Source organism: Lysobacter sp. TAF61, from assembly GCF_052113485.1.
GTDB lineage: Bacteria > Pseudomonadota > Gammaproteobacteria > Xanthomonadales > Xanthomonadaceae > Lysobacter_J.
In genome coordinates, this window is the sequence record NZ_JBFRDH010000003.1 from 120764 (window position 1) to 147624 (window position 26861).

The 26861-nt window shown below is 67.7% G+C and carries 25 protein-coding genes; 13 read left to right on the top strand and 12 right to left on the bottom strand.

The features are described 5' to 3' along the window. Positions 1-28 precede the first annotated feature (28 nt). The 5 genes from ffh to rplS all read left to right on the top strand — a co-directional run bounded on the left by ffh (position 29) and on the right by rplS (position 3625). Positions 29-1396 (top strand): signal recognition particle protein, encoded by a 1368-nt coding sequence (gene ffh, locus AB4Y64_RS08165; protein WP_441815953.1) that lies wholly within the window; start codon positions 29-31, stop codon positions 1394-1396. Positions 1397-1505: 109 nt separating this feature from the next. Then, the gene (rpsP, locus tag AB4Y64_RS08170; protein ID WP_441815954.1) at positions 1506-1763 is read left to right on the top strand and encodes a 30S ribosomal protein S16; all 258 of its coding nucleotides are present in this window, start codon (positions 1506-1508) and stop codon (positions 1761-1763) included. Between the two features lie 49 nt (positions 1764-1812). After that, positions 1813-2343, top strand: coding sequence for a ribosome maturation factor RimM (gene rimM / locus AB4Y64_RS08175; RefSeq protein WP_441815955.1), 531 nt, complete (start codon positions 1813-1815; stop codon positions 2341-2343). Between the two features lie 12 nt (positions 2344-2355). Further along, positions 2356-3162 (top strand): tRNA (guanosine(37)-N1)-methyltransferase TrmD, encoded by an 807-nt coding sequence (gene trmD, locus AB4Y64_RS08180; protein WP_441815956.1) that lies wholly within the window; start codon positions 2356-2358, stop codon positions 3160-3162. Between the two features lie 82 nt (positions 3163-3244). Further along, on the top strand, positions 3245-3625 hold the full coding sequence (rplS, locus tag AB4Y64_RS08185) for a 50S ribosomal protein L19 (RefSeq protein ID WP_441815957.1): 381 nt from the start codon (positions 3245-3247) through the stop codon (positions 3623-3625). Between the two features lie 79 nt (positions 3626-3704). On the opposite strand, the gene AB4Y64_RS08190 is transcribed toward rplS, so the two are convergent. Then, on the bottom strand, positions 3705-5201 hold the full coding sequence (locus AB4Y64_RS08190; protein ID WP_441815958.1) for an MATE family efflux transporter: 1497 nt from the start codon (positions 5199-5201) through the stop codon (positions 3705-3707). Positions 5202-5363: 162 nt separating this feature from the next. On the opposite strand from AB4Y64_RS08190, the gene AB4Y64_RS08195 reads away from it, so the two are divergent. Beyond that, positions 5364-5750 carry an RNA-binding S4 domain-containing protein gene (locus tag AB4Y64_RS08195; protein ID WP_441816327.1) on the top strand — a complete coding sequence of 129 codons (387 nt, stop codon included), beginning with the start codon at positions 5364-5366 and terminating at the stop codon, positions 5748-5750. A 56-nt stretch (positions 5751-5806) separates the two neighbouring features. Here AB4Y64_RS08195 and AB4Y64_RS08200 read toward each other — a convergent pair whose 3' ends face one another. From AB4Y64_RS08200 to AB4Y64_RS08210, 3 genes are all read right to left on the bottom strand, one after another. Then, the gene (locus AB4Y64_RS08200; protein WP_441815959.1) at positions 5807-7234 is read right to left on the bottom strand and encodes an amino acid permease; all 1428 of its coding nucleotides are present in this window, start codon (positions 7232-7234) and stop codon (positions 5807-5809) included. A gap of 115 nt (positions 7235-7349) precedes the next feature. Beyond that, positions 7350-8822: an amino acid permease gene (locus AB4Y64_RS08205; protein WP_441815960.1), complete on the bottom strand. Its 1473-nt coding sequence runs from the start codon at positions 8820-8822 to the stop codon at positions 7350-7352. A gap of 154 nt (positions 8823-8976) precedes the next feature. Beyond that, complete coding sequence (locus tag AB4Y64_RS08210; protein WP_441815961.1) at positions 8977-9984, bottom strand: hypothetical protein; 1008 nt, start codon at positions 9982-9984, stop codon at positions 8977-8979. A gap of 214 nt (positions 9985-10198) precedes the next feature. Here AB4Y64_RS08210 and AB4Y64_RS08215 point away from each other — a divergent pair, with 214 nt between their 5' ends. Then, complete coding sequence (locus AB4Y64_RS08215; RefSeq protein ID WP_441816328.1) at positions 10199-10720, top strand: NUDIX hydrolase; 522 nt, start codon at positions 10199-10201, stop codon at positions 10718-10720. Here the strand turns inward: AB4Y64_RS08215 and serA are convergent. Next, positions 10714-11952, bottom strand: coding sequence for a phosphoglycerate dehydrogenase (gene serA / locus AB4Y64_RS08220; protein ID WP_441815962.1), 1239 nt, complete (start codon positions 11950-11952; stop codon positions 10714-10716). The two genes, AB4Y64_RS08215 and serA, sit on opposite strands and share 7 nt — an antisense overlap. Positions 11953-12075: 123 nt before the next feature. Here serA and AB4Y64_RS08225 point away from each other — a divergent pair, with 123 nt between their 5' ends. The 3 genes from AB4Y64_RS08225 (at position 12076) to AB4Y64_RS08235 (ending at position 15766) form a co-directional block, all read left to right on the top strand. Then, positions 12076-13461 carry an FAD-binding oxidoreductase gene (locus AB4Y64_RS08225; protein ID WP_441815963.1) on the top strand — a complete coding sequence of 462 codons (1386 nt, stop codon included), beginning with the start codon at positions 12076-12078 and terminating at the stop codon, positions 13459-13461. Positions 13462-13610: 149 nt separating this feature from the next. After that, positions 13611-13913, top strand: coding sequence for a DUF2388 domain-containing protein (locus AB4Y64_RS08230; protein WP_441815964.1), 303 nt, complete (start codon positions 13611-13613; stop codon positions 13911-13913). An 83-nt stretch (positions 13914-13996) separates the two neighbouring features. Next, positions 13997-15766 (top strand): Lnb N-terminal periplasmic domain-containing protein, encoded by a 1770-nt coding sequence (locus tag AB4Y64_RS08235; protein WP_441815965.1) that lies wholly within the window; start codon positions 13997-13999, stop codon positions 15764-15766. 94 nt (positions 15767-15860) lie between these two features. Here the strand turns inward: AB4Y64_RS08235 and yeiP are convergent, their stop codons facing one another. The 7 genes from yeiP to AB4Y64_RS08270 form a co-directional block, all read right to left on the bottom strand. Continuing rightward, positions 15861-16427, bottom strand: a complete 567-nt coding sequence (gene yeiP, locus AB4Y64_RS08240) for an elongation factor P-like protein YeiP (RefSeq protein ID WP_441815966.1) — start codon at positions 16425-16427, stop codon at positions 15861-15863. Positions 16428-16490: 63 nt separating this feature from the next. Next, entirely contained in the window at positions 16491-17261 is a 771-nt protein-coding gene (locus AB4Y64_RS08245; protein ID WP_441815967.1) for an SDR family NAD(P)-dependent oxidoreductase, read from the bottom strand. A gap of 61 nt (positions 17262-17322) precedes the next feature. Next, a complete protein-coding gene (locus AB4Y64_RS08250; protein ID WP_441815968.1) occupies positions 17323-19896 on the bottom strand; it encodes a sensor domain-containing protein in 2574 nt (857 codons plus the stop codon). A 20-nt stretch (positions 19897-19916) separates the two neighbouring features. Continuing rightward, a complete protein-coding gene (locus AB4Y64_RS08255; protein ID WP_441815969.1) occupies positions 19917-20810 on the bottom strand; it encodes a hydroxymethylglutaryl-CoA lyase in 894 nt (297 codons plus the stop codon). Then, positions 20807-22882, bottom strand: a complete 2076-nt coding sequence (locus AB4Y64_RS08260; RefSeq protein ID WP_441815970.1) for an acetyl/propionyl/methylcrotonyl-CoA carboxylase subunit alpha — start codon at positions 22880-22882, stop codon at positions 20807-20809. Before AB4Y64_RS08260 ends, AB4Y64_RS08255 begins: the two co-directional genes overlap by 4 nt. A 3-nt stretch (positions 22883-22885) precedes the next feature. Next, positions 22886-23371 (bottom strand): endonuclease domain-containing protein, encoded by a 486-nt coding sequence (locus AB4Y64_RS08265; protein WP_441815971.1) that lies wholly within the window; start codon positions 23369-23371, stop codon positions 22886-22888. A gap of 81 nt (positions 23372-23452) precedes the next feature. Further along, entirely contained in the window at positions 23453-24235 is a 783-nt protein-coding gene (locus AB4Y64_RS08270) for an enoyl-CoA hydratase-related protein (protein ID WP_441815972.1), read from the bottom strand. Positions 24236-24381: 146 nt separating this feature from the next. Between AB4Y64_RS08270 and AB4Y64_RS08275 the strand changes: the two genes are divergently transcribed. From AB4Y64_RS08275 to AB4Y64_RS08285, 3 genes are read left to right on the top strand one after another with little or no spacing between them, the layout of a single operon-like run. Continuing rightward, positions 24382-24681, top strand: a complete 300-nt coding sequence (locus AB4Y64_RS08275) for a FeoA family protein (RefSeq protein WP_441815973.1) — start codon at positions 24382-24384, stop codon at positions 24679-24681. Next, positions 24678-26546, top strand: a complete 1869-nt coding sequence (feoB, locus tag AB4Y64_RS08280) for a ferrous iron transport protein B (protein ID WP_441815974.1) — start codon at positions 24678-24680, stop codon at positions 26544-26546. Before AB4Y64_RS08275 ends, feoB begins: the two co-directional genes overlap by 4 nt. A gap of 2 nt (positions 26547-26548) precedes the next feature. Next, complete coding sequence (locus AB4Y64_RS08285) at positions 26549-26803, top strand: DUF6587 family protein (RefSeq protein WP_441815975.1); 255 nt, start codon at positions 26549-26551, stop codon at positions 26801-26803. The last annotated feature ends 58 nt before the right edge of the window (positions 26804-26861 follow it).

Below are 26861 nucleotides of genomic sequence, written 5' to 3' on the forward strand. Positions count from 1 at the left end.
GTCCGCGCGACCCGCAGGTATCCCCCGCATGTTCGAATCCCTGACCCAACGTCTCTCCGGCACCATCGAGCGCCTTCGCGGCCGCGGCCGGCTGACCGAGGAGAACATCCGCGAGTCGCTGCGCGAGGTCCGCATCGCCCTGCTCGAGGCCGACGTCGCCCTGCCGGTAGTGCAGGCCCTGATCGAGCGCATCAAGGTGCGCGCGGTCGGCCAGGAAGTGCTCAAGTCGCTGACCCCGGGCCAGGCGCTCATCAAGATCGTCCGCGACGAGATGAGCGCGGTGATGGGTTCGGCCGCGACCGACCTCAACCTGAACGTGCCGGCACCGGCCGTGATCCTGATGGCCGGCCTGCAGGGCGCGGGCAAGACCACCACGGTGGCCAAGCTCGCCAAGCACCTGAAGGAAAAGCGCAAGAAGAAGGTGATGGTGGTGTCGGCCGACGTCTACCGTCCGGCCGCGATCGAGCAGCTCAAGACGCTGGCGCAGCAGGTCGACGTGCTGTTCTTCCCGTCCAGCGCCGACCAGAAGCCCGAAGACATCGTCAGGGCCGCCATCGACGATGCGCGCAAGTCGTACGTCGACGTGCTGCTGGTCGACACCGCCGGCCGCACCAGCATCGACGAAGCGATGATGGCCGAGATCAAGGCGCTGCACGCCGCGGTCAAGCCGGTGGAAACGCTGTTCGTGGTCGACTCGATGACCGGCCAGGACGCCGCGGTCACGGCAAAGCATTTCGGTGAAGCGCTGCCGCTGACCGGCGTGGTGCTGACCAAGACCGACGGCGACGCCCGTGGCGGCGCCGCGCTGTCGGTGCGCTACATCACCCAGCGCCCGATCAAGTTCATCGGCACCGGCGAGAAGCCCGACGGCCTCGACGTGTTCCACCCCGACCGCATCGCCAGCCGCATCCTCGACATGGGCGACGTGCTGTCGCTGGTCGAGCAGGTCGAGCAGCAGGTCGACAAGGACAAGGCGCAAAAGCTCGCCGAGAAGGTCGCCAAGGGCAAGAAGTTCGACCTCAACGACATGAAGGACCAGCTCGAGCAGATGCAGAACATGGGCGGCATCACCGGCCTCATGGACAAGCTGCCGGGCATGGGCCAGATCCCGGACTCGGTGAAGAGCCAGGTCACCGGCAAGGAAGTGCCGCGGATGGTGGCCATCATCAACTCGATGACGAAGAAGGAGCGCCGCAACCCGGGGCTGCTGAACGGCTCGCGCCGTGCCCGCATCGCCAGGGGCGCCGGATTGACCCCGGCCGACGTCAACAAGCTCATGAAGCAGTTCCAGCAGATGGAAAAGATGATGAGCAAGCTGTCCGGCGGCGGCATGAAGGGCCTGATGCGCGGCATGAAGGGCATGATGGGCGCCCGCGGCGGCATGCCGTTCAGGTAACCCCGGGCCTCGTGGCGGGTTCAGGGCTTTCCTGACCCGGATCAATGGCTTATACTTTTTGGCTTACCTCGCCATTCCGGCGACTGGGCAACACAGGAATTACCGAACCATGGTCAAGATTCGTCTCGCACGCGGCGGCGCCAAGAAGCGTCCGTTCTACCACGTCATCGTCACCGACAGCCGCAATGCACGTGACGGCCGCAACATCGAGCGCGTCGGCTTCTACAACCCGGTCGCCCAGGGCGCCGAGAAGAAGGTCGAGCTCAACGTCGAGCGCATCGCTCACTGGGTTGGCAACGGCGCGCAGCTGACCGACAAGGTCGCCGTGCTGTACAAGGAAGCGGCCAAGGCCGCGACCGCAGCCTGATTTGCCGGCCGCGCCTCAACCGCGCGGCCGCGCTTCCAGAGCAGCAGCAATGACAGGCTCCTCCGAGGAGCGCCCGGGGCGCCGCATCCTGCTGGGCAGGGTGGCCGGCGCCTTTGGCATTCGTGGCGAAGCCAAGCTCGAGTCGTGGACCGAGCCGCGCAGCGCCATTTTCAACTACGAGCCGTGGATCCTGCGCGACCCGCAGGGCAACGAGCGCGAATTGCGCGGCGTACGTGGCAAGCAGAGCGGCAAGTTCACCGTCGCCAACTTCCCCGACGTCACCGACCGCGACGCCATCGAGGCGATGCGCGGTACCGAAATCTACGTTCCGCGTTCGGCGCTTCCGCCGCCGAGCGAGGGCGAGTATTACTGGGTCGACCTGGAAGGCCTGCGCGTGGTCACCGTCGACGGAGTGTCACTGGGCGTGGTCTCGCACCTGTTCGCCACCGGCGCCAATGACGTCCTGGTTGCGCGCGACGACGAGCGCGAGCGGATGATTCCGTTCGTGACGCCGCAGTACGTGACCCGGGTCGATTTCGACAACGGCGTGGTCACGGTCGACTGGGACCCCGAGTTCTAGTTCCCGCCCACCATGCGCATCGACGTCATCAGCCTGTTCCCCGAGTTTGTCGCCCAGTGCGCTGCGTTCGGTGTGGTCGGGCGCGCGGGCGAGCGCGGGCTGTTGTCGCTGCACGGCTGGAACCCCCGCGACTACGCAGAAGGCAACTACCGCCGGGTCGACGACCGTCCCTGTGGCGGCGGCCCCGGCATGGTCATGCTGATCGATCCCCTGCGTGCCAGCCTGCAGGCCGCGCATGCGGCCGATCCGGCCCCGGCGAGGGTGGTCTATCTCAGTCCGCAGGGTGTGCCCCTGACCCAGGCCAAGGTCCGCGAACTGGCCGGCCGCGAGCGCCTGATCCTGCTGTGCGGCCGCTACGAAGGCATCGATGAACGCCTGATCCAGGCCGAGGTCGACGAAGAGATTTCCATTGGCGACTACGTCCTGTCCGGCGGCGAGCTGGCCGCGGCGGTCGTGGTCGATGCCGTCGCGCGGCTGCGCGAGGGCGTGCTGGGCGACGCCGAGTCGGCGGTCCAGGACAGTTTCGAGGACGGCCTGCTGGATTGCCCGCACTACAGTCGGCCGATCGAGCACGAACTGGGTTCGGTCCCGGAGGTGCTGCTGTCGGGCAACCACGCCCATATCGCCGCCTGGCGGCGGATGCAGTCGCTCGGCCGGACCTGGCAGCGGCGGCCGGACCTGCTGAACGAGGCCGCGCTGTCCAAGGCCGACCGCAAGCTGCTGGCGGCCTTCCGGGCCGGCCTGGAGGCCGCGGACGAGCCCGCGGACGCTCCCCGGGAACCCCAAGTGCTAGCCACACAAGGAAAAAAGCCGTTATAATCCGCGGCTTCCATTAGCTCCACCCATGCCAGACGCGGGTCCACGTGCACTCGCGCTAAAACGACTCCAACAGGCCAAAGCCATGAACAATCCGTCGATCCACACGCTTCTCCAGAATTTCGAAGCCGAGCAGATCAAGCGTCAGCTGCCCGACTTCAGCCAGGGCGACACCGTCGTCGTCAACGTCAACGTCAAGGAAGGCACGCGTGAGCGCGTCCAGGCCTACGAAGGCGTGGTCATCGCGATCAAGAACGCCGGCCTGAACTCCTCGTTCACCGTGCGCAAGATCTCGCACGGCTTCGGCGTCGAGCGCGTCTTCCAGACCCACAGCGCCACGATCGCTTCGGTCGACGTGAAGCGCCGCGGCAAGGTCCGCGCCGGCAAGCTGTACTACCTGCGTGGCCTGAAGGGCAAGAAGGCGCGCATCAAGGAAGATCTGTCGGCTTACACCAAGTCCGAGTAATACCGCGCAGGCGCTGCCTGCCGCGAACAGCAACGGCCGCCCCAGGGCGGCCGTTTGCATGTGTGGACATCGCTACGGTTTACGGCTTCGAGGCTTGTGTTGCGGAGATCGCCAGAGCGACGTCGTCGTCGGTGTCCGCGCTCGGGTCGGCCACCGGCGAAGGTGGCGTCGCCGGAACCTCGGCGGGCATCGCGACTTCGTGCGGATCCGGTCGCAACATGCGCGCCTTGCGCCAGTTGCCCCAGCGGTAATACGACAGCGCCATCAGCATCGAACACAACGCGCTGACCGGGAAACTCCACCAGATCGCATCGGGGCCCAGGGTCGGCTGCAGCACGTTGGCGAACGGCACGCGGACACCCCACAGCGCCAGCGCCAGGATGATCAGCGGCGGGATCACAGCGCCAGTCGAACGCACCACACCGGAGACCACGAAGGTCACGCCGAAGAACAGGAACGACCACACCGAGATGTGGTTGAGATGGCGCGCGATCTCCAGGGCGCTGCTGCCCTCGGGCAGGAACAGCGCCAGCGTCCAGCGGTCGAGCAGGATCAGCGGCGCGATGATCGCGCCGGTCAGCAGGAAGTTGAACAGCACGCCGGCCTTGGCGGTGGCCGAGACGCGGTCCCAGCGATGCGCGCCGACGTTCTGCGCGGCCATCGACGAGCACGCCGCGCCAATCGCCATCGCCGGCATCTGCACGTAGGTCCACAACTGCAGCGCGGCGCCGTAGGCGGCCGAGGTGTCGGTGCCGTAGTGGTTGACCATGGTCATCATCGCGATCATCGACAGCGAGATCAGCACCATCTGCAGCCCCATCGGCACGCCCTTGATGACGAGCGCACGCAGGATGGTCAGGTCGATCCTGAACATGTGCGAGTCGCGCCGGCCCAGCCACAGCGGGTGCTTGCGGTGGCGCAGATAGAGCAGCAGCGCAGTCAGCGTCAGTCCCTGCGCCAGCAGCGTCGACCATGCCGAGCCGGCGATGCCGAGCTTCGGAAACGGGCCCAGGCCGAAGATCAGCAAAGGGTTGAAGGCGATGTCGAGCAGCACCGACACCAGCAGGAAGCGGAACGGCGTGCGCGAATCGCCTGCGCCGCGCAGCGCCGCCGAGATGAAGGCGAACGTGTACAGGATCGGCATCGCCAGGAAGATCACCTGCAGGTAATCCTCGGCAAACTGCAGCGACGCCGCCGGCGTTCCCATCGCGGCCAGCAGGTAGCGCGACAGCCACCAGCCCAGCGCGGCGATCAGCACCGACAGGCCGACGAAGAAGGTCGCGCTGGTGCCCATCACGCGCCGCGCCTGGGTGATGTCTCGCGCGCCGATCGCCTGGGCGATCAGGATCGTCGCCGCCATGCCGAAGCCGAACACCGACCCGAGCAGGAAGAACATGATGTTGTTGGCGTTGGCCGTGGCGGTCAGTGCCTCTTCGCCAAGAAAGTGCCCGACCCAGACCGCATTCACTGAACCGTTCAGGGATTGCGCCACGTTGCCGGCCAGGATCGGCAGCGAGAAGGCCAGCAGGTTGCGCCCGATCGGGCCTTCGGTGAGGTTGTGCTGTTTGGGCGGCATCACGGGACCAGGCGAAGGGGAGGGCGGCAAGGTAGCACCGGGGCCGCGAAGAGGCTGCATGTCTGAATGCACACGCGAACGCCGGGCCGATTCGGCGATAATGCATTGGCCGATGCACAGGCCGCGAGGCTGGAAATCGCAGTGACCGAACAACCCGTTCCGATGCAGGCAGTGCGGCTGGACATATGGCTCTGGGCCGCGCGCTTCTTCAAGACCCGCAGACTGGCCAAACAGGCGGTGGAGACCGGCAAGGTCGATGTCGGCGGCCAGCGCGCCAAGGCGTCGCGGGTGGTGCGCATTGGCGATGCGTTGCGCGTGGCGCGCGGCGAAGAGACATTCGAGATCAGCGTGGTCGCGCTCAACGACACGCGCGGCCCCGCCAGTGCGGCCCAGACCCTGTATTCGGAGACTGAAGCCTCCCGTCTCGCGCGTGAGCAGCTGCGCGCCCAGCGCATCGCCGAGCGCAATGGCTACCGTGCACCGGAGACCAAGCCGGACAAGCGTGCGCGCAGATTGATCCGCGCGCTGGGCGATATCGACGCGCTATAGCTCAAAGGAAGCCATGGCTCAAACGAAAAGGGCGCCTTTCGGCGCCCTTTTGCACATCAGCCCTTCTTGAGCTTGCTGTGCTTGTAGCCGTACAGGAAGTAGATCAGGAACCCGATCGAGGTCCACACCACCATCAGGAACCAGTTGTGCGCGGTCATCGTCGACAGCAGCGCCAGGCAGCTGAGGATGCCGGCGATGCACACGCCCCACGCAAACGGGATGCGGAACGGACGTGGCAGGTCGGGCTGGGTGCGGCGCAGGATCAGCACGCCGCCGCAGACCGCGGCGAACGCGATCAGCGTGCCCATCGAGGTCAGCTCGCCGAGCACGTCGAGCGGGAACAGCGCCGCCAGGATGGCGATGCCGATGCCGGTGATGACGGTGTTGATGTGCGGCGTGCGGTAGGTCGGATGGATCCGGGTGAACAACGGCGGCAGCAATCCATCGCGCGCCATGATCATGAAGATGCGCGGCTGGCCGATGATCATCACCAGCACCACCGACGACAGGCCGATCAGCGCGCCGATCTCGACCACCCAGCGCAGCCAATGCAGTTCCGGATGCGCCGCCACCGCAGTCACCACCGGCTCGTCGGTGCCGAGCTGTGCGAAGGGCACCAGGCCGGTCATGACCGCGGCCATGGCGAGGTAGAGCACGGTGCAGATCGCCAGCGACAGCAGCATGCCGATCGGCAGGTCGCGCTGCGGTTTGTGCGATTCCTGCGCCGCCACCGACACCGCCTCGAAGCCGATGTAGGCGAAGAACACCAGCGCGGCACCGCGCAGCACGCCTTCGAAGCCGTACTTGCCCGGGCCCTCGTTGGCCGGAATGAAGGGGTGCCAGTTGGCCGGATCGATGTACTTCCAGCCGGCGAAGATCACCAGCAGGATCAGCCCGGTCTTGAGCACGACCATGGCCATGTTCATCGCCGACGACTTGCGGATGCCCACGTAACACAGCCAGGTCAGCAGCAGCACGATGCCGGCCGCGGGCAGGTTGGCGATCGCGCCGGTGGGCCTGAGCTGCGCATCGAGCGGAGCGCTCACCAGGGCATGTGGCAGATGGATGTTGAACTGGTCGAGCAGACTGAGGAAGTAACCGGTCCAGCTCACCGCCACGGCCGAGGCAGACACGCCGTATTCGAGTACCAGCATCCAGCCGATGAACCACGCGGCCAGCTCGCCGAGCGTGGCGTACGTGTAGGTGTAGGCGCTGCCGGAGACCGGCACCATCGCCGCGAACTCGGCGTAGGCCAGCGCGCAGAAGGTGCAGCAGATCGCCGCCAGCACGAACGACAGCATGATCGCCGGGCCGGCATGGTCTGCCGCGGCCTGGCCGGTGATGACGAAGATGCCGCCGCCGATCACCGCGCCGATGCCCAGGGCGGTCAGACCCCACGGGCCGAGCGTGCGGTGCAGTTCCAGGCCCTGCGCATCGGCATGGCTGGCATGGGGGTGTTTGGTCGCCCAGAGTTGTCCGAACATCTATTGCTTCCCAGGTCCGGCGAGGCCGGCATTGGATGGAGCTGCTCTTGAGGAGCGGGCTTGAACGAACAAGGCCGGCGGGGATGCCGCCGGCCTTGGCTTGTGCCTCAGCGGATCAGCGCTGGGCCTTGCGAACCTTGCTGTTACGGTATCCGTAGAAGAAGTAGATCGCCATGCCGATCGCGGTCCAGCCGGTCATCAGCGGCCAATGCTCGGAGAACGGCTGCCAGAAGAGGTAAAGGCAGGCGACCGCGCCGAGCGGGCAGATGATCGCGGCGGCCGGCACGCGGAACGGGCGCGGCAGGTCCGGGCGGCTCTTGCGCAGCACCAGCACGCCGATGGAGACGGTGGCGAAGGCGAGCAGGGTGCCCATCGAGACCAGTTCGCCGAGCAGGCCGATCGGCAGGAAGCCGGCCAGCAGGCAGGCGAACACGCCAACAATGATCGTGCCCATGTACGGCGTCTGGAACTTCGGGTGCACCTTGGCAAAAATCGGCGGCATCAGGCCGTCCTTCGCCATCGAGTAGAAGATGCGCGGCTGGCCCATCAGCATCACCAGGATCACCGAGCTCAGGCCGGCAATGGCGCCAACCTCGACGATCAGCTTCAGCCAGCCCAGTGCCGGGTAGGCCTCGAGCGCGGTCGCGACCGGCTTGGGCGTGCTCAGCAGGTGGTACGGCAGCAGGCCGGTGAGCACCAGGGCGACGATGATGTAGATGACGGTGCAGATGACCAGCGAACCGAGGATGCCGATCGGCATGTCGCGCTGCGGGTTCTTGGCTTCGCCGGCCGCGGTGGAGACCGCATCGAAACCGATGTAGGCGAAGAACACGACGGCCGCACCACGGATGATGCCGGAGACGCCGTACTTGCCCGGGCCTTCATTTTCCGGGATGAACGGCACCCAGTTGTCCGGGTTGATGTAGCTGGTGGCGAAGGCCACGAACAACACGATGACGATGACCTTGATGGCCACGATCACCGAGTTGACCATCGCCGACTGGGTGATGCCGACGTAGCACAGGCCACTGAGCGCGGCGACGATGAACACCGCCGGCAGATTGATCAGGCCGCCGGTGTAGACGATGCTGCCGTCGACGACATTGAGCGGCGCGGCTGCCAGCGAGACCGGCAGGGCCACGTGGAAGTATTCGAGGAAGCTGTTGAGGTAGCCCGACCAGCCGACCGCGACGGTCGATGCGGCGAACATGTACTCGAGCACCAGGTTCCAGCCGATGAACCAGGCGACGAACTCGCCCAGCGTGGCGTAGGAGTAGGAGTAGGCGCTGCCCGAGACCGGCATCATCGCGGCGAACTCGGCGTAGCACAGGCCGGCGAGGGCGCAGGCGAAGCCGGCGATGATGAAGCTCAGGACGATGGCCGGGCCGGCGTGCTCGGCGGCGGCGTGGCCGGACAACACGAAGATGCCGGCGCCGATGACGGCACCGATACCCAGCATCACCAGTTGGGTGGCGGTCAAGGAGCGCTTGAGGACGACCTCGCCTTCCAGGCTGCCTTCTACGGGCTCACCGGCATCGACGTGCCCGGCGGGCTCCACCGGCTTGGTGATGAAGAGGTTTTTGAACATCTGATTCCCCTGAAATGTGAGCTGCCACCCATTCAGGCGGCGAATGAAACGTATGGGCCGTGGGGGGCGGGCCACCTTAACCCACGCGGGAAAGGAGCGGCAAGCACGAAACGTCATGCCCCTGCGGTATACGCGAACGGCTTGCGGGCGTCCCTCAGAACACCAGGTTGACCGCAACCTGCGGCGAGACGATCGCCGCACTGTTGCGACCATCGAGCGACACCAGCGCGCCGAAGATCACACCGGCGCTGCCGGACCAGTGGTACTCGGCGGCGGGCGCGACCGACACCCGCCAGGACGATGGCAGGGTCTGGTCGACGACCCCGGCGGTGCCACGGCCGCGGATGCGGGTGCTGTCCTCGTACTCGTACACCACGTCGGAGGCCAGCACCCAGCGCGCGTTGATGCTGTACTCGGCGCCGAGGTTGGCGACCATGCCGTGGCCGAGCTCGGCGCTGCCTTCGAAGCTGGCCGGTGTCGCATAGGCGCTTTCGCCGCGCAGGCCGGCGTGCGCACCCGGGATGCGAAAGGCGAGGCCGGCGCGGCCGCGCAGGTTGCTGCGTGGCAGGAAGTAGGCCTGGCCGTCGAGCGCGAGCGTGGTCGAATTGGCGCCGCTGCCGGTGGGACCGGGCACGCGACGCACTTCGAGCCGGTCGTGCTGGCCGGTGGTGAGGTTCTGCCGCACCGAGCCGGTGAGCTTGGTCTTGTGCGGGCCGCTGCCCTCGGCGAGCAGCCAGGAGGCGGACACGCGGGTATCGCCGATGGTGAGGCGGCGCCCGCCCTGCGTGGGTGCATAGGATGCGTTGAGCGTGACTGCCAGGGTCAGGCGGTCGGTGGCGCCGTACTGGATGGGGACGGCGATCTGCCAGTCATCGGAGACGCCGGCACTGTCGCGCCGGTTCCCGTCGGCGTCGTAGCGGCCGGTGACCTGGGTGTTGATGAGGTAGGGCTCGATGTTGAGCAGGCCCTTGGGCAGGGGCGGTGCCGAGCTGACCAGCGGACCGGTGAAGTTGACGTCCTGTTCGTCGGCGCCGGCCTGGGCGTGGACGTTGCCAGCGGCGGCAGCCACTGCGGCGGCGATGAAGATGGGCCAATGCCGGGGACGGCCGTGCTGCGGGCGAAGCGCGAATCGAAGACGGGATTGCAGCGATGATTCGTCCATGAAGTCTCCTGTAAGCCGTGCAGCGAGCGTCTCGCAGCGCGGTGCAGCACAGGAATGAGAAACGTCTCAATCCTGCAGGAAGGCAATCAGGCAAATCGCGAGCAAGGTCCTCTAAAATGCGTGCATCCCGTGTGGGCAATTCCAGGCAAATACTTTGAGCAGCGAACATCAGGCCAACCGCAGCGACACTGCAATCGCTTCGCTCAGTGCGCAAATGGCGGACTACACCGCGCGCTGGCCGCAGGAGGCCGAGGTCGCCAGCGACTTCGCCAGCTTCCTGGCCTCGGCCGACACCGTGTTCGAGCGCATCCATCTCAGCGGCCACTTCACCGCCTCGTCGTGGCTGGTCGACGCCAGCGGCACGCGCGTGCTGCTCACCCATCACCGCAAGCTTGAGCGCTGGCTGCAGCTCGGTGGCCATGCCGACGGCGATCGCGACCTGGCGCGGGTGGCGCTGCGCGAAGCCGAGGAGGAGTCAGGCCTGACCGGCCTGGAAGTGGACGCGCAGATGTTCGACCTCGACCGCCACTGGATCCCCGAACGTGGCGACGTGCCGGGCCACTGGCACTACGACGTGCGCTACGTGGTGCATGCGCGCGGCAGCGAGGACTATGTGGTCAGCGACGAGTCGCACGACCTGGCGTGGCGGTTGATCGAGGCGATCCTGGCCGATCCGGGCAGCGACGAGTCGATGCAGCGCATGGCGCGCAAGTGGCTTGCGCGCAACGCTCAGTAGAGGATTCGCACCCGCAGCGTGCCCGGGATCCGCGCCAGTTCATCGCGTACCTGGGCCGCCTGCGCCTGCGTCGCGGTGACATCGATCACGACGTAGCCGACCTTGGGATGGGTGCGCAGGAACTGGCCGTCGATGTTGACGCCCAGGCGCGAGAACACATCGTTGACCTGCGACAGCACGCCGGGCACGTTGCGGTGGATGTGCAGTAGCCGCAGGCTGCCGGTGTGCTCGGGCAGGGTGACTTCCGGGAAGTTGACCGCCGAGAGCGTGGAGCCGTTGTCGCTGTAGCGGATCAGCTTGGCCGCCACTTCCAGGCCGATGTTGTCCTGCGCTTCCAGCGTGCTGCCGCCGATGTGCGGAGTCAGGATCACGTTGTCGACGCCGACCAGCGGCGAGACGAAGGCATCGGCGTTGCCCTGCGGTTCGACCGGGAACACGTCGACCGCGGCGCCGCCGACCTGGCCCGATGCCAGGCCCGCGGCGAGCGCGTCGATATCGACCACGGTGCCGCGCGAGGCGTTGATCAGGTGCGCACCGTGCTTCATCCGCGCGACCTGCGCGGCGCCGAACATGCCCTGGGTCGCGGCCGTCTCCGGCACGTGCAGGGTGACGATGTCGCTGCGCGATAGCAGGTCGTCGAGGCTGGCGGAGGCGCGCGCGTTGCCCAGCGACAGCTTGGTTTCGATGTCGTGGAAGATCACCTGCATGCCCAGTGCCTCGGCGATCACGCCGACCTGGGTGCCGATGTGGCCATAGCCGACGATGCCCAGCGTCTTGCCGCGCACCTCGTGGCTGCCGGCGGCCGACTTCGACCAGCCGCCGCGGTGGCACTGCGCGTTCTTCTGCGGGATGCCGCGCATCAGCATGATCGCCTCGGCCACGACCAGCTCGGCGACGCTGCGGGTGTTGGAGTAGGGCGCATTGAAGACCGGGATGCCGGCCAGCTCGGCGCTGTCGAGGTCGACCTGGTTGGTGCCGATGCAGAAGCAGCCGATGGCGATCAGCCGGCGCGCGTGCGACAGCACGTCGGCATCGAGTTGCGTGCGCGAGCGGATGCCGATGATGTGCGCCGCGGCGATCTCCTGCCGCAGCAGTTCCGGCGGCAGAGATTTGTCGTAGGTCTGGATCTGCGAGTAGCCGGCGTTGCGGAAACTCTCCACCGCGGTCGGGGCGACCCCTTCCAGCAGCAGCACACGGATGTCGGACTTCGGGTACGAGGTCTGCAGGCTCACGATGCGTCGGGTGGGTGGCGAGGGCGTTTGAATATGTCAGAAATCGATCGTGTTTGCTGCGATGCATCACTGGCGCCAGGTTGCCTGTGCTGGCACGCTACGAACTCCCTCCAGGGCCCCCTCATGACCGAATCGCTCAAACGCCTTGCTGCCCGCGCTCCCGGCCTGCGCCTGAGCACCGATCCGGGCGACCTGGAGCACTACGGCCGCGACTGGACCCGGCGCTGGACGCCGGCGCCGCTGGTGGTGGCCTTGCCGTCGTCGGTCGAAGAGGTGCAGATGATCCTGCGCTGGGCCAACGAAGAAGGCGTGGCGGTAGTCCCGTCGGGCGGGCGCACCGGACTGTCCGGCGGCGCGGTTGCCGCCAAGGGCGAGCTGGTGCTGAGCCTGGAGCGGATGAGCCGGGTCCTGGCCTTCGATGCCGTCGACCGCACGCTGACGGTGCAGGCCGGCATCCCCCTGGAAGCCGTCCACAACGCCGCCCGCGAGCACGGCCTGGCCTACCCGGTGGATTTCGCCGCGCGCGGTTCGTGTTCGATCGGCGGCAACATCGCCACCAATGCCGGTGGCATCCGCGTCATCCGCTACGGCAACACCCGCGAGTGGATCGCCGGCCTGGCCGTGGTCACCGGCAAGGGCGACCTGCTCGAGCTCAACCGCGGCCTGATCAAGAACTCCAGCGGCTACGACCTGCGCCAGCTGATGATCGGCTCGGAAGGCACGCTCGGCATCGTCGTCGAGGCGACGCTGCGCCTGACCGATCCGCCGCCGCCGACCAACGTGATGCTGCTGGCGCTGCCGTCGTTCGAAGTGCTCATGCAGGTGTTCGCGGCATTCCGCGAGCGGCTGGCGCTGGAGGCCTTCGAGTTCTTCACCGACCGCGCGCTGCATCACGTGCTCGCGCACGGCGCGCAGAAGCCGTTCGACGAGGTACATCCGTTCTACGTGGTCACCGAATTCGCGATCGGCGACGAGCGCAGCGAAGCGACGGCCATGGCGGCGTTCGAGTATTGCCTGGAGCAGGGCCTGGTCAGCGACGGGGTGATCAGCCAGAGCGATGCCCAGGCCGCGCAGTTGTGGCGGCTGCGCGAGGGCATCACCGAAAGCCTGGTGCGCTGGCGTCCGTACAAGAACGACGTGTCGGTGCGGATCTCGGCGATGCCGGCGTTCCTGGCCGAAACCCAGGCGCTGCTCGGCCGCGAGTACCCGCAGTTCGACGTGGTCTGGTTCGGCCATATCGGCGACGGCAACCTGCACATCAACGTGCTCAAGCCCGAGAGCATGGAAGACGCCGAGTTCTTCGGCCATTGCGAGCAGGTGACCAGGTTGCTGGCGCAGGCACTGGAGCGCCATGGCGGCAGCATCTCCGCCGAGCACGGCATCGGTCTGGTCAAGAAGCCCTACCTGCTGGGCACGCGCAGCGAAGCCGAAGTGGAGGTCATGCGCGGCATCCGCCGGGTGCTGGACCCCAATGGCGTGCTGAATCCGGGCAAGCTGTTCGATCCGTGACCACGCGGCAATCGCGCCACCGCAGCGCGACGCGAGACGAGCCATCGTGAATGTCCGTTATCGTCGCGTGAATGGCCGTGCTTCAGCGCCAGCCACAGCGGGTAATCTTGGCGGCCTGTCCCCCATGTCACCCTTGCCTGGAGCCGCCGATGAAATCCCCCGCCATCCTGCTGTCCATTGCGCTGCTCGGCGCCACCCCGGTGGCCATGGCCTCCAGTTTCGCCGGCACGTCCGCCGGCGGCAGTTCCGCCTCCAGCGCCAGTTCGGATTCGTCCTCGGGCGACGACAAGATCGTGCTGGCCGCCCGTGACGACGCCGCCAGTTTCGTCGCCAGCGATGGCGCGATCCGTGGCGCCCAGCTCGAATCGGCACTGCGCCATCTGCGCGAGCATGTTCCGCAGACGCGCCAGGCCAGCGACATCGAACTGGCAAAGGCCATCCTCGCACTGTGAACCGTGGCGGCGGCCGAGCGCGACTCGTCCGGTTCGCGGCCTGTGCAGCGCTGGCACTGTGCGCCGGACAGGCGCAGGCGGCGATGCAGCTGCAGCTCGACTCGCGCGGCCTCAGCGCGCCCGAGGTCATCGCCACGCAACAACTGATCGCGCAGGCACAGGCGCACCTGCCGCCAGCCGTGCAGGCCGCGCTGGCCCGTCCGATCGCGGTGCGCTGGAGCCAGAACCTCGATGCCGCCGTGAGCGGCCACGCCGCCCGCGAAGACATCGTGCTCAATCGCGCGCTGCTTTCTGCAATGACAGGCGGAGATGATTCCGGCGCGGACGATCGCGCGCTGGCGACGCTGATCCACGAGCTGGCACACCTCTACGATCGCATCGCGCCGGGTGGACGCCTGTCTCGCGATCCGCGCCTGCTCGACCTGGCGGGCTGGCAGGTCCGGGCGACCCGCATGGGTACGCAGCTGGCCGGTCGGCGCGAGAACCGCTTCGTCGATCGCAGCCCGGACAGCTATGAACTCACCGCGCCGAAGGAATTCGTCGCGGTCAACCTCGAGTACTTCCTGCTCGATCCGGGATACGCCTGCCGGCGCCCGGCGCTGAATCGCTACTTCACCGCCAGGGTCGGTCCAGCGCCGGCGATGACAGCGAGTGACGTGCAATGCGCGCCGGACTTCGCCTACGTCGACGCCGGTGACGGCGGAGACGAGGCGCTCGCAACCCTGGACCCGCGACGGGTCTATGCAGTGGACTATCTGCTGGCCGACAGCAACGACCAGATGATGAGCCGCTGGGGGCACAGCATGCTGCGCCTGGTGGTGTGCGCGCCCGGGCGCGTACCCGGACCGGAGTGCCGGCTCGACCTGTCGTATCACCTGGTGCTGTCGTTCCGTGCATTCGTCGATGACGTGCAGCTGTCGAGCTGGCGCGGGCTGACCGGCCGCTATCCGTCGCGGCTGTTCGTGCTGCCGCTGACCCAGGTCGTCGATGAGTACACCAAGGTCGAGTTGCGCGGCCTGCGCTCGACGCCGTTGCGCCTGCAACCCGATGAGATCGCCGGACTGCTCGAGCGCGCCGCACAGCTGCATTGGAGCTACGACGGCCGCTACTACTTCCTCAGCAACAACTGCGCGGTGGAAACCTACAAGCTGCTGCACGACGGCGTGCCACGCCTGGCCGATGCCCGCCTGGGCAGCATCACCCCGACCGGCGTGCTGCATCGGCTCGAACGTGCCGGCATCGCCGACGCGTCGGTGTTCGACGACCCGGCGCAAGCGTTGCGCCTGGGCTATCGCTTCGAGTCGTTGCGTCCGCATTTCCAGCAGCTGTATGACGTGGCGAAAGTGCGGCTCGGCCTGCCGCAGGCGCGGGTCGAGGACTGGATGGCGCTCGATCCGGGGCAACGCCGGCCCTGGATCGGTCGCACGGATCTACGCAGCGGGGCGGCATTGCTGCTGCTCGAGCAGGCCGCCCAGCGAAGGCAGCGACTGCAGGTGCAGGAGGCGTTGAAGCGACGCTACCTGGGCGCGCACGCGCAGCCGGCGGAGCTGGCCGTGCTGCAACGCCTGCTGCAGGAGGGCGCGTATCTGGGGCGTCCGGCGCAACTGCTGGAAGGTCCCGGCTACGGTCTTCCCCAGGCGCAGGAGCGCGAGGCCCTTGCGGTCGAAAGTGGCCAGCACCGCACCCGGCTGAAGCAGTTGCGGGCGGATGTGGAGGAGGGCGCGCGCGAACTCATGACGCCGCCGCAGCGGACATTGCTCGATGGCATCGCCGCCAACAGCGATCTGCTGGGCCAGCGCCTGCGCACATTGCATGCGGCCGAAGGCGGTATTCGCCTGCCCTCAGGCCAGTGACCGTCATCCCGGCGAAAGCCGGGATCCACGTTGCTCTGCGGGAGAACCAAAGTGCAGATGGGTCCCGGCTTTTGCCGGGACGACGGGCAGCGGGTCAGTCGGCGCGGCCGGCGAACTCGCCGGTGGTGGTGTTCACCAGCACGCGCTCACCGTTGCCGATGTACTCCGGCACCATGATCTCGATGCCGGTCGACAGCTTGGCCGGCTTCGGACGCTTGGTCGCGGTGCCGCCCTTGAGTTCCGGCGGCGTCTCGATCACTTCGATGGCCACGCTCTGCGGCAGCTGCAGTGCGACCGGCGCGTCGTCGATGATCTGCACGTAGCAGCCGCTCAGGTCGGCCACGATGTAGCCGGCCAGGTCGCCGACGACATCGGCGTCGAGCGTGTACGGGGTGTAGTCCTCGTCGTCGAGGAACACGAACGCTTCGCCGTCCTTGTAGGAGTACGTCGCCTGGCGGCGGCTGAGCTCGACTTCCTTCATCTCGTCCTCGCCGCCCATGCTGACGTCGAGCTTGGTGCCGCCCGGCACGCTGTACATGGTGAAGCGGAACTTGACGTTGCCGCCACGGCCCTGCGGCGAGCTGCGCTCGATGTCGCGGATCTGGTAGACGGCGTTGTTGTACTCGACAACGTTACCCTTCTTTACGTCGTAGGCTTTCATTGCTGGACCTTTGTCTGATGCTGTGCGTGCGCCGCGTGCAATGCGCGGTCGCCGGTGTGGGGTTTACTTCGCCGCCAGGCGCGTCGCGCCATCGAGACGGATGGTCTCGCCGTTGAGATAGGTGTTGCGCAGGATGTAGGCGACCAGGTCGGCAAACTCCTCCGGCTTGCCCAGGCGCGACGGGAACGGAATCGTCGCGGCCAGCGACTGCTGCACCGATTCGGGCATGCCGTCGACCATCGGCGTCCAGAACACGCCCGGGGCCACGGTCATCACGCGGATGCCGAAGCGCGACAGCTCGCGGGCCATCGGCAGGGTCATGCCGACCACGCCGCCCTTGGATGCCGAGTACGCGGCCTGGCCGATCTGGCCTTCGTAGGCGGCCACCGACGCGGTGTTGACGATCACGCCGCGCTCGCCGTCGACGCCGGCCTCGTTGTGCTGCATCAAAGCGGCGCAGGCCTTGGCGACGTTGAAGCTGCCGACCAGGTTGACCATCACCGTGCCCTGGAACTGCGCCAGCGGCATCGCGCCTTCCTTGCCCAGCACGCGACCGGCGCCAAGGATGCCGGCGCAGTTGATGGTGGCGTTGAGGCCGCCCAGGAACTCGCTGGCGGCGGCGACATTGGTGGCCACGTCCGCTTCGCTGGTCACGTCGGCTTTGAAGTAGCGGGCCTTGTCGGCGCCCAGCGCGGACACGGCTGCGGCGCCCTTGTCGTCGTTGACGTCGAACAGGGCGACTTTGGCGCCCTGGGCGACCAGGTGCTGGGCGACGGCGAGGCCAAGGCCGGAGACGCCGCCAGTGACGATGGCGCGGACAGTATCGAGTTGCATGGGGCAGGTCCAGGGACGCGGAAAGACGGGATTTTACCGCGGGAGCGGGGCCGCAGTGGCCTCAGCCGCGGCCCATCGCCACCGTCCGGTAGACCAGCTTCAGCTCATCGGGCATCAATCCCGGCGCGAACAGGAACCCCTGGCCGATCGTGACCCCGAGTCTGAGCAGGAACTCCCGGTGTTCCTCGGTCTCCACGCCCTCGGCGACCAGCGCCAGGCCGAGGCTGCGGGCGATGCCGGCGACGGCCTGGCAGACGGCGACGTCGGACTGGTTGTCGGGTACGCCCTGGACGAACAGCTGGCTGAGCTTGAGGCCGTGGATCGGCAACCGGCGCAGGTAGTTCAGCGCGCTGTAGCCCTCGCCGAAATCGTCGATCGTCAGCATCACGCCCATTTCGCGCAGGGCGGCGAAGGTGCGCAGCGTGTCCGGTGCGTCCTCGATCAGCACCCGCTCGGTGAATTCCAGTTCCAGCGCGCCGCCGGGCAGGCCGTACTCGGCCAGCGCCGAGCTGACGCTGCTGGCCAGGTCTTCGCCGAGGAACTGGCGGTACGAGACATTGACCGCCACGCGCGGCACGGCCAGTCCGCCTTCCTGCCATTCGCGAAGTTGCCGGCAGGCTTCCTGCAGCACCCAGTCGCCGATGCCGACGATGTCGCCGGTGGTCTCGGCGTGGTCGATGAACTTGTCCGGACGGATCTCGCCCAGGGAATGGTTGCGCCAGCGGATCAGCGCTTCGGCGGCAACCATCGCGCCGGTGGTCAGGTCCACCTGCGGCTGGTAGACGAGATGGAATTCCTCGTTGTTGACCGCGCGCCGCAGGTGCGTCTCCAGCTGCAGGCGATGCAGTTGCTGTTCGGCCAGCTCCGGCGTGAATGCCTGCCAGCCGTTGCGGCCGCGGCGCTTGCTGTCGTACATCGCCACGTCCGCGCTCTGGATCAGCTGCTGCGAGCGCACGCCATCGAGCGGCGCCTGGGCGATGCCGATGCTGGCGGTGATGCTGAACTCCTCGCCGTCGAGGCGGAAGCTATCGCCGAAGATCTCCAGGATCGAGTCGGCCAGCCGCTCCGGGCGCGTGGGATCGCTGCCGGTGTCGCAGATGATCAGGAACTCGTCGCCGCCGAAGCGCGCGATCAGTCCTTCGCTGCCGATGGCGCGCTGGATGCGCCGCCCGGCCGAGGCCAGCAGGCGGTCGCCCGCGGCGTGGCCCAGGACGTCGTTGACGACCTTGAAACGGTCCAGGTCGACATACAGCACCGCCAGGGTGTCGCGCAGCGGATCGTCGAGGCGGCTCTCCAGTTCGGCCAGCACCGCGTCGCGGTTGAGCAGGCCGGTGAGCGGGTCGCTGCGCGCCTGCACTCGCAGGGTTTCCTCGTCGTGCTTGCGCTCGGTGATGTCCTGCAGTGTGCCGGTCAGGCGCGAATTGAGCGGGTCGGCGGCGTCGGCCTCGCCGATCACGCGCAGCCAGAAGCCGCGGCCATCGGCACGGTTGCCCTGGACTTCCAGGTCGAGGTTGCGGCCGAACGAGACCGCCTGGCCCAGCGCCGCGCGCAGTCGCTCGCGGTCGTGCGGGCGCAGGCAGGCGAGCATGCCCTCGATCGTCGACGGTGCCGGACGGTGGCCGAGGATGCGTTGGGCCTCGTCGGTCAGGTAGAGCCGGTCCGGGCCGACTTCCCATTCCCAGCCACCGATGTGCGCCATCGCCTGGGCGCGGTCGAACAGCGTGCTGTCGCGCTTGAGCGTGGTGACATCGGAGAACAGCGACAGCACCTGGTGCGGTTTGTCGCCGCCCGGTGGAAACTGCGGCACGGCGGTGACCGACAGCCACATGAGCTGCTGCCTGGCGCGGTGGAACAGGCCCAGTACGGTGGTTTCGCAGATGCGACCGGTGTGCAGTGCGCGGTGCGAGGGGTACAACTCCGGCGGCAGCTGGCGACCACGCTCGTCGACGACCATCCAGTTTTCTTCGCGCAGCGCATCGTTGACCGATTCGTCCTCGCCGACGCCGAGGATCTTCATCGCGGCGACGTTGGTGTAGACGATCTGCAGGTCGCCGTCCTGGATGAGGATGCCGCGATCCATCGCTTCCATCAGCTCGCGATAGCGCAGCTGTCCGGTCAGCCGGCTGCTGAGGTCGCGCGCGACGGCGACCATCGCCTTGCGGCCGTCGTACTCCAGCGGCCCGGTATGGACCTCCACCGGAAAGCGCGTGCCATCGGCGCGCATGTTGGTGACCTCGACCATGTAGCTGCCGCCACGGTTGAGCGTCTCCAGCACCGGCACCATGTGGTCCTGCGGCAGGTCCGGGTTGATGGTTTCGATCGGCTGCCCGACCAGTTCCTCGCGCGGGCGTCGATACGATTCGAAGCCGGCGCGGTTGAGATCGAGCACCGTGCCGTCGTAGGCAATGATGCTGACCGGGTCGGGCAGGGCGTCGAACAGGGCGCGATAGCGGGCGCGTTCGGCGTCGACGTCCGCGCCACTTCCGATCAGGGCCTGGCGCGCCTGTTGCAGCAGCGAGCGCGTGGTTTCGGACAGGTCGCCGTCGCGCTCCAGCGCGGCGTCGATGGCCGCCAGTGTTGCCGCCGCATCCACCGCCGCCACCGAATCCACCCTTCCAGGTGGTGACGTGGGCATGGCTGCGGGCGGCTTGGCCGTCATGAGGCTGCGAGCGCCTTGCCGGCCTTGCTGCCGGTCTCGCGGCCGAGCAGGGCGGCGAGCCAGCGTCCTGTTTCCGCCAGCGCGGGCAGGTCGACGCCGGTCTCGATGCCGAGCCCGTGCAGCATGTAGACGACATCCTCGCTGGCGACGTTGCCGCTGGCGCCCTTCGCATAGGGGCAACCGCCGGTGCCGGAGACGGCGGAATCGACCACCGACACGCCTTCTTCCAGGCACGCCAGGATGTTGGCCAGCGCCTGGCCGTAGGTGTCGTGGAAGTGCACCGCGAGCGCCGCGACCGGCACTTCCTGGGCGACGGCGAGCAGCATCGCCCGCGCCTTGCCGGGCGTGCCAACCCCTATCGTGTCGCCGAGCGACACCTCGTAGCAGCCCATCTCGTGCAGCGCACGCGCCACGCGCACCACGTCGGCCAATGGTACCTCGCCCTGGTACGGGCAGCCGAGCACAGTGGAGACATAGCCACGCACGGCCACGCCATCGGCGCGCGCACGCTCCATCACCGGCGCGAAGCGCTGCAGCGACTCGTCGATGCCGGCGTTGATGTTGCGGCGATTGAATTCCTCGGACGCGGCGGTGAACACCGCGATCTCGTCGGCGCCTGCGCTGCGGGCGCGGGCATAGCCCTGCTCGTTGGGCACCAGCACCGGATAACGCACGCCGGCACGGCGGTGGATGCCGGCCAGCACTTCGGTGGCATCGGCCAGCTGCGGCACCCACTTGGGGCTGACGAAACTGGTCGCCTCGATGCTGCGCAGGCCGGTCGCCGACAGCCGGTCGATCAGTTCGATCTTGTCGGCCGTGGAGACCATGGTCTTTTCGTTCTGCAATCCGTCGCGCGGACCGACTTCGACGATGCGGACCGAGCGCTTCATGGCGCCAACGCCACCAGGATCGAGTCGGCCTCGACGAAGTCGCCGGCGGCCGCGCGCACTTCTGCGACCGTGCCCGCTCGCGGCGCCTTCAGGCTCAGCTCCATCTTCATCGCCTCGATCACCATCAGCTCCTGTCCCGCTTCGACCGTGTCGCCCGGCGCCGCCTTGACCACCACCACCCGCCCGGGCATCGGCGCCAGCAACTGGTTCCCGGCGCCTGCGACGCTGCTGCGCTCGGGACGATACATCGGCACCGCCTGAAGACGGAGTCGACGCCCGCCGTCATGGACGACGATGCGCTGCGCACCTTGCGCGGTCAGGTCCGTCGGGGCCGACATCGAGCCCCCGGCAGCCATGGCCCCTGCACCCGTTACCAACGTAAAGCGGCGGCCGCGTCCGTCAATACGCAGGCTGAGGGCGTCGTCGGCCTCGTTACGGGCGCCTTCGACGGTATGGATGCGGTCCTGGTGCTCGATCCGGTAGCTGCCTTCGCTGCCCTGGGCATGCAGTTCGAGGCGGCGTTCACCCTGCAGGAAGGCCAGGCTGCGGCGGCTGCCGTGCCCCAGCCGCCAGCCGTCGGCAATGGCCCACGGCGAGCTCGGGTCGGCCGAGGCGCCCGCCAGCTCGCGGGTCTGTCGCTCCTGGGCCAGCAACTGGCTGGTTGCCGCGGCCAGCAGCAGGTCCTGGCCGGCTTCGTCGACGGTGCCGTCGTTGCCCGCCTGGATGAACTCGTCGAGATGACGGTCCAGGTAGCCGGTATCGATGCTGCCCTCGACGATCGAGGGATGGCGCACGAGGCGCTCGAGGAATTCGATGTTGGACTTCGGCCCGGCGATGTCGCACTGCGCCAGCGCCGTGCGCAGGCGCGCGAGCGCGCGCGGCCGGTCGGCGTCGTGGACGATGAGCTTGGCGATCATCGGGTCGTAGAAGATCGTCACCGTGTCGCCTTCGATCACGCCCGAATCGATGCGCACGTGTTCGTCCGTCGCCGGCAGTCGCAGCCGCTCCAGGCGCCCGGAACCGGGCAGGAAGCCGGCATCGGGGTCCTCGGCGTACAGGCGCACTTCGATGGCGTGGCCTTGCTGGGGGATCTGCTCCTGCGCCAGCGGTAGCGCTTCACCGGCGGCGACGCGCAGCTGCCATTCGACCAGGTCCAGTCCGGTGACGAACTCGGTGACAGGATGCTCGACCTGCAAGCGCGTGTTGATCTCCATGAAGTAGAAGTCGCCGTCCTGCCCGACGATGAACTCGACGGTGCCGGCGTTGACGTAGTCGATCGCGCGCGCGGCCATCACCGCCGCCGCGCCCATCGCCTGGCGCAGTTCCGGCGAGAGGAAAGGCGAGGGCGACTCCTCGAGCACTTTCTGGTAGCGGCGCTGCGCCGAGCACTCGCGCTCGTTGAGATGGATGGCCTGGCCCTGGCTGTCGCCGAAGATCTGGATCTCGATGTGGCGCGGGCGCTCGACGTAGCGCTCCAGCAACACCCGATCGCGACCAAAGGCATTGCGCGCTTCGCGCTGGCAGCTCTCCAGGTTGGCGGCGAACTCGCCGCTGTTGCGGACGATGCGCATGCCCTTGCCGCCGCCGCCGTGGGCGGCCTTGATCATCAGCGGGTAACCGATCGCGTCGGCTTCGCGCTGGAGCAGGTCGGGCGCCTGGTCCTCACCGGTGTAACCCGGCACGACCGGCACGCCGGCGGCCTGCATCAGTTCCTTGGCGCCGGCCTTGCTGCCCATCTTGCGCATCGAGGCCGCCTTGGGCCCGATGAAGGCAATGCCGGCCGCTTCGACCGCATCGGCGAACTCGGCGTTCTCGCTGAGGAAGCCGTAGCCGGGATGGATTGCCTGCGCGCCTGACTTGCGCGCCACTTCCAGGATCGCGTCGCCACGCAGGTAGCTTTCGTTCGGGCGCGGCCCACCAATCGGCCACGCCTCGTCGGCCAGGCGCACATGCTGGGCATCGGCATCGGCCTGCGAGTAGACCGCGACGGTGGCAATGCCCAGGCGCCGGCAGGTGCGGATGACGCGACAGGCAATCTCGCCGCGGTTGGCTATCAGGATCTTGTCGAACATGGCTTAGCCCTCCCCTTCAAGGGGAGGGTTGGGAGGGGATGGGTTGAGCCGCGTCTGCATATGGCCGATCACTACAACACTCCTGATTGAAGCCCTCCCCTTCAAAGGGGAGGGTTGGGAGGGGATGGGTTCGAGCCGCCTGAGCGCATCCAGAATCACCTCAACCACACCCTCGGCATTCTCGAATACTTCGTTGTTCCAGAACCTCAGTACCACGAATCCCGCTTGTTCCAGCCGCCGAGTCCGCACCCGGTCGTAGGCCGCCTTGTCGGTGTGCTGGGCTCCGTCGAGTTCGATGGCCAATCGGCGTTCGAGACACGCGAAATCCAGTATGTAGTCGCCGAATGGATGCTGCCTCCTGAACTTGCAGCCCTGCAGTTGTCGATTCCTCAAGTACCGCCAGAGATGACGCTCGGCATCGGTGGAATCGTTGCGCAACTTGCGCGGTCGTCGCTCCCGCGAGATTCGCCTGTTTGTCTGACCTTCCATGTGTTGGCTCCTCCTTGAGCCTGGTGTTGCAGATGGGCCTCTAACCCATCCCCTCCCAACCCTCCCCTTGAAGGGGAGGGCTTAGGGGTTCCAGCGCGGTTTGCGCTTGTCGAGGAAGGCGCCCAGGCCCTCCTGTCCTTCGGCCGATACTCGCAGACCGGCGATGAGGGCGGCATTGTCCGCGTCGAGCCGGTCGCGGTCGTGCTCGCCGGCGACGCGCCGGATCAGCGCCTTGGCCGTGGCCGAGGCCACCGGGCCGGCCTTGAGCAGCAGGTCGATCTGGCGCTGGACCGCCTGGTCCAGTTCGGCGGCGGCGACGACCTGGTGGACCAGGCCGATCTGCAGGGCCACGGCGGCATCGAAGATTTCGGCGGTGGCGAACCAGCGCCGCGCCTGGCGGGGGCCGATGGCTTCGATCACGTAGGGCGAGATCACCGCCGGCAGCAGGCCCAGCTTGCTCTCGGTCAGCCCGAACTTCGCCTCGGGCGCGGCGATGGCGATATCGCAGCAGGCGACCAGGCCGACGCCACCGCCAAACGCGGCGCCGTGCACGCGGGCGATGGTCGGCTTGGGCAGTTCGTCCAGGGCGCGCATCAGGCGGGCGAGGGCGAGCGCATCGGCGCGGTTCTCGGCTTCGCCGGCGGCGGCCATGCCGCGCATCCAGTTGAGGTCGGCACCGGCAGAGAACGAGGCGCCTTCGCCCTCGATCACGACCACGCGCACGCTGTCATCGGCGGCGACCGCTTCCAGCGCCCCGGTCAACGCCGCGATCACCATCGCATCGAAGGCGTTGTGCAGCTCCGGGCGGTTCAGGCGCAGGCGGGCGACGGCCCCTTCGCGCAGGCTCAACAGGGGATGGGTCATCGGCCGGCGGCTTGTTGGACTGTGGCGAATCATAGCTGCTGGCCCGCCGGTGCCGTGCGTTCGCGGGCGGTGGTGTAGAATTGAGAACAATTCCCATTTGGCGCCTGGCCCGTTTTCACCCGTCCGGGCCGGCTTGCAGGTGAACCTTGAAGCTGTCCGAATTGCCCCGCCGTACTGCCGCCACCGTTGAAAGCGTCGAAGACCACACGCCCAACGATTCGATCGCGCGCCGCCTGCGCGAGCTCGGATTCGTGAGCGGCGAGCGCGTCGAGGTGATGGCGGCCGGTCCTGTGGCGGCCGAGCCGTTGCTGGTGCAGATCGGCTTCACCCGCTTCGCGCTTCGTCGCAGCGAGGCGGCGCGCGTGCGCGTGCACGCGGCCGACGGCGCAAAGAGCACCAACGGCAAGCGCATCAACGGTTTCGACCACGACGAGGGCCAGGCATGAGCGCCGACACCCTTCGCATCGCCCTGGTCGGCAATCCCAACTGCGGCAAGACCGCGCTGTTCAACCAGCTCACCGGCAGCCGCCAGAAAGTCGCCAACTACGCCGGCGTCACCGTCGAGCGCAAGGAAGGCCGCTTCCACGCGCCGTCCGGGCGCCACTACGCCGTGCTCGATCTGCCTGGCGCGTACAGCCTGCACGCAGCCAGCCTCGACGAGGCGGTGACGCGCGACCTGTGCCGCGGCTTCTATCCGGGCGAACCGGCGCCGGACGTGCTGGTGTGCGTGGTCGATGCGACCAACCTGCGCCTGCACCTGCGCTTCGCCCTCGAAGTGCGCGAGCTGGGCCGGCCGATGGTGGTGGCGGTCAACATGATGGACGCGGCCAAGCGTCGCGGTATCGACATCGACCTGGCCGTGCTCGAGCGCGAGCTCGGCGTGCCGGTGGTGCCGACCGTCGCCGTGCGCAGCGGCGGCGCGCGCGAGCTGGTGGCGATGCTCGACCAGGTCGCCGACAAACTGCACGAGCCGCGCGCGCACCTGCCAGCGAACCTGGCCGACGATGCCGATGCGCTGCACGCCGAAACCCGGCGCCTGCTCGAACTGGCGGTGGCGATGCCGCGCCGCACCGCCGAGATCGACGATGCTCTGGACCGCTGGCTGCTGCACCCGGTGCTGGGGCTGGTGTCGCTGGCGGTGGTGATGTTCCTGATCTTCCAGGCGGTCTATGCCTGGGCGACGCCGCTGATGGACCTGATCGAGCTCGGCACCGCGGCTTTCGGCGACATGGTGGGCGCATTGCTGCCCGAGGGACCGCTGCGCAGCCTGCTGGTCGACGGCATCATCGCCGGCCTGGGCAGCGTGATCGTGTTCCTGCCGCAGATCCTGATCCTGTTCGCTTTCATCCTCGCGCTCGAGGAGTCGGGCTATCTGCCGCGTGCGGCATTCCTGCTCGACCGGATGATGGCGTCGGCGGGTCTGTCGGGGCGTTCGTTCATTCCGTTGCTGTCGAGCTTCGCCTGCGCCGTGCCGGGGATCATGGCCACGCGCTCGATCCAGGACCCGCGTGACCGCCTGGCCACCATCCTGGTATCGCCGCTGATGACCTGCTCGGCGCGGCTGCCGGTGTATGCGCTGCTGATCGGTGCGTTCATTCCGCAGAAGAAGGTGTTCGGTTTCCTCAACCAGCAGGGGCTGGTGCTGTTCGGCCTGTATGCGGCCGGAATCCTCAGTGCGCTGGCGGTGTCGTGGGTGATGAAGAAGTGGCGACGCGACAAGAGCGAGCACGCGCTGCTGCTCGAGCTGCCGTCGTACCGCATTCCGCATCCGCGCGATCTGTTGATCGGTCTGTGGGAGCGCGCCTGGATCTTCCTGCGCCGCGTCGGCGGCATCATCCTGGCGTTGACCATCCTGCTGTGGTTCCTGCTGTCGTTCCCGGGCGCGCCGGTTGGCGCCACCGGCCCTGCCATCGACTACAGTTTTGCCGGCCGCATCGGCCACGCCATGACGGCGGTGTTCGCGCCGCTGGGTTTCAACTGGCAGATCTGCATCGCGCTGATTCCGGGCATGGCCGCGCGCGAAGTCGTGGTGTCGTCGCTGGCCACGGTCTATGCGTTGTCGGCCGCCAATGACGATGCCGCCACCCAGGCGCTGACGCCGTTGATCAGCAGTGGCTGGTCGCTCGCCACGGCGCTGTCGCTGCTGGTGTGGTTCATCTATGCGCCGCAGTGCATTTCGACGCTGGCGACGATCAAGCGCGAGACCAATTCGTGGAAGCAGGTGGCGATCAGTGCCGGTTATCTGTTCGCGCTGGCGTACCTGGCGTCGATGCTGACCTACCAGGCCGCCGTGGCGCTGGGCGCAGGCTGAGCATGGATGCCGGACTGCTCGCGCAGTATCTGGTGATCGCGGTGGCGGTGCTGGTCAGCGCGGGTTTCGTCGCGCGCCGGCAGTTCCCCAATGCGGTGCGGCGCATGCGCATCGCGCTGGCAGTGCCGATGGTGCGCGACGGCCGCCCAGCGTGGCTACGCACGCTGGGCCGTCGCATTGCACCCCCAGCAGGCCTGGCCGACCCCAGCTGCGGCGGCTGTGACAACTGCGGCCCGACGCCACCGCGCAAGCACTGACGACTGTCTCGCCGTCATCCCGGCGTCCCGTCATCATCGTCGTCGTTCCGGCGTTCGC